The organism is Aeromonas sp. HMWF014 (assembly GCF_963878295.1).
GTDB lineage: Bacteria > Pseudomonadota > Gammaproteobacteria > Enterobacterales > Aeromonadaceae > Aeromonas > Aeromonas popoffii.
In genome coordinates this window covers 1-2,021 of sequence record NZ_CAWNYS010000172.1, presented here as the reverse complement: position 1 = coordinate 2,021, position 2,021 = coordinate 1, and the positions used below count along the sequence as shown (strand labels likewise).

The 2,021-nt window shown below is 60.3% G+C and carries 3 protein-coding genes; 2 read left to right on the top strand and 1 reads right to left on the bottom strand.

The genetic code is table 11. The features are described 5' to 3' along the window. Both AAC083_RS06765 and AAC083_RS06760 read left to right on the top strand, forming a co-directional pair. A partial coding sequence (locus tag AAC083_RS06765) for an O-methyltransferase (protein ID WP_375134726.1) occupies positions 1-350 on the top strand: 350 nt, incomplete at its 5' end. 11 nt (positions 351-361) lie between these two features. Then, positions 362-772, top strand: a complete 411-nt coding sequence (locus tag AAC083_RS06760; protein ID WP_042035559.1) for a nuclear transport factor 2 family protein — start codon at positions 362-364, stop codon at positions 770-772. Between the two features lie 389 nt (positions 773-1,161). Here AAC083_RS06760 and AAC083_RS06755 read toward each other — a convergent pair. Further along, on the bottom strand, positions 1,162-2,021 hold an 860-nt coding region (locus AAC083_RS06755), incomplete at its 5' end, for an FAD-dependent oxidoreductase (RefSeq protein WP_181364589.1).

Here is a 2,021-nt window from a genome sequence, read left to right as displayed (position 1 = left end):
CGACCATAGAGCTGGATGAGGGCAAGCGTGCGCTGGCCTGCACCAACTTCCAGCGTGCCGGCCTGAGCCCCTGGATCACCCAGCTGGGGGGCGAGGCGGGGGCCCTGCTGGCCGAACTGCCGACGGAAGGTTATCAGCTTGTCTTCCTGGATTCAGATCGTCAGCACTATTGGGCCTGGTGGCCGCAGATCCGGCGCCTGCTGGCCCCTCGTGGCCTGCTGGTGGTGGACAACGCCATCTCCCATCGGGATGAGATGAGCGAGTGGATGAGTGAAGTGCAGCGCGATCCGGCCTTCCAGAGCACCTTGGTGCCGGTAGGCAAGGGGGAGTGGCTGGTGGTGCGTCTGTAGGGAGAGTGAGCATGGAATTCAAGACCATGGAACCAAAAGCTGTGGTAGAGGCCTATTGGCAGGCCATGCAGAGCAACGATTTTGCCAAGGCGGCCAGGTGGCTGTGCGAGGATTATGTATGTGACTGGCCGCAGTCGGGCGAGCGGATCGCGGGGCGCTGCAACTTCATCGAGATCAACCGCCGCTATCCGGCGGCGGGTCCCTGGGATTTTGAGGTGGTCCGCCTGCTGGAGCAGGGGCGGGAGGTGGTGACCGAGGTGTTGATCACCGATGGCCTGGTACAGGCTCGTGCCATCACCTTTCACTCTGTGTGCGGGGACGCCATCCTGCACCAGACCGAATTCTGGCCTGATCTCCACGAGGCTCCCCACTGGCGTCGTCCCTGGGTGACCCCGATCCCCCGGGAGTCGCAACTCGCCTGATCCCGACCCCCAGGGTGAGCCATGCCACCCTGGGGGGAATGAGTATGTTGTGTTGTTACCTTCCATTTATTCCCGTATCCATTATTTCACTGCATATCCCCACATTTCATTGTTTGGCAATGGAATGGTCCGCGTTATGTGTTGTCCATGCCGATAGCCAGTCGGATTAGTCTTTGATTTTGCAGTGAATGATAATAATCAGCTCGCTACGGATTCAGGTTTGGGAAAAAACAATTGCATGGCGCCAATGTGTTTCATTTGGCAAGCATGCTGGGTGTTTATCAACATAACGAAGTGGATCATGAAAAAAGTACGCGCCCTAAAAAACAGCCCCGCATCTGCGGGGCTGTTTGCTTGGGGAGGGTATTGGATGCGGATCAAACGGCAGATTAAACGGACAAGTAGTCCATGATCCCTTCGGCGGCTTTGCGGCCCTCGTAGATGGCGGTCACCACCAGATCCGAGCCGCGCACCGCATCGCCACCGGCGAACACCTTGGGGTTACTGGTCTGGAAGGCATAGTCCGCCTGCTCACGGGCCTTGATCCTGTCCCGGCTGTCGAGCTCGATGTCGTATTCCGCCATCCAGGGCTGCGGGTTGGGCTGGAAGCCAAACGCCATCACCACCGCATCGGCCGCCAGCACCTGCTCGGAACCCGCGATCACCACAGGATTGCGGCGGCCGTTGGCATCGGGGGCACTGAGCGCTGTGCTCACCACCTTGATGCCGCAGGTGCGGCCATGGGCATCGAGTTCGACGCCGACCGGCTGCAGATTGAACATGAATTCCACCCCTTCCTCCTGGGCGTTCTTCACTTCCCGCTTGGAGCCGGGCATGTTCTCGGCGTCGCGACGGTAGGCGCAGATCACCTTGTCGGCACCCTGGCGGATGGCGGTACGGACGCAGTCCATGGCGGTATCGCCACCGCCGAGCACCACCACCTGCTTGCCGGCGAAGTCGATGTAATCGGCCTGCGCCTTCTCAAAGCCCAGCAGCCGGTTGGCGTTGGAGATGAGGTAGGGCAGGGCGTCATACACCCCTGGGGCCGTCTCGTTGTCGAAACCGCCCTTCATGTATTTGTAGGTGCCGACCCCGAGGAAGATGGCGTCGAACTCACCGAGCAAGTCGGCGAAGGTGACATCCTTGCCCACCTCGGTTTCGAGGCGAAACTCGATCCCCATCCCCTCGAAGATCTCGCGCCGACGCTGCATCACCTCTTTTTCCAGCTTGAAGGAGGGGATGCCGAAGG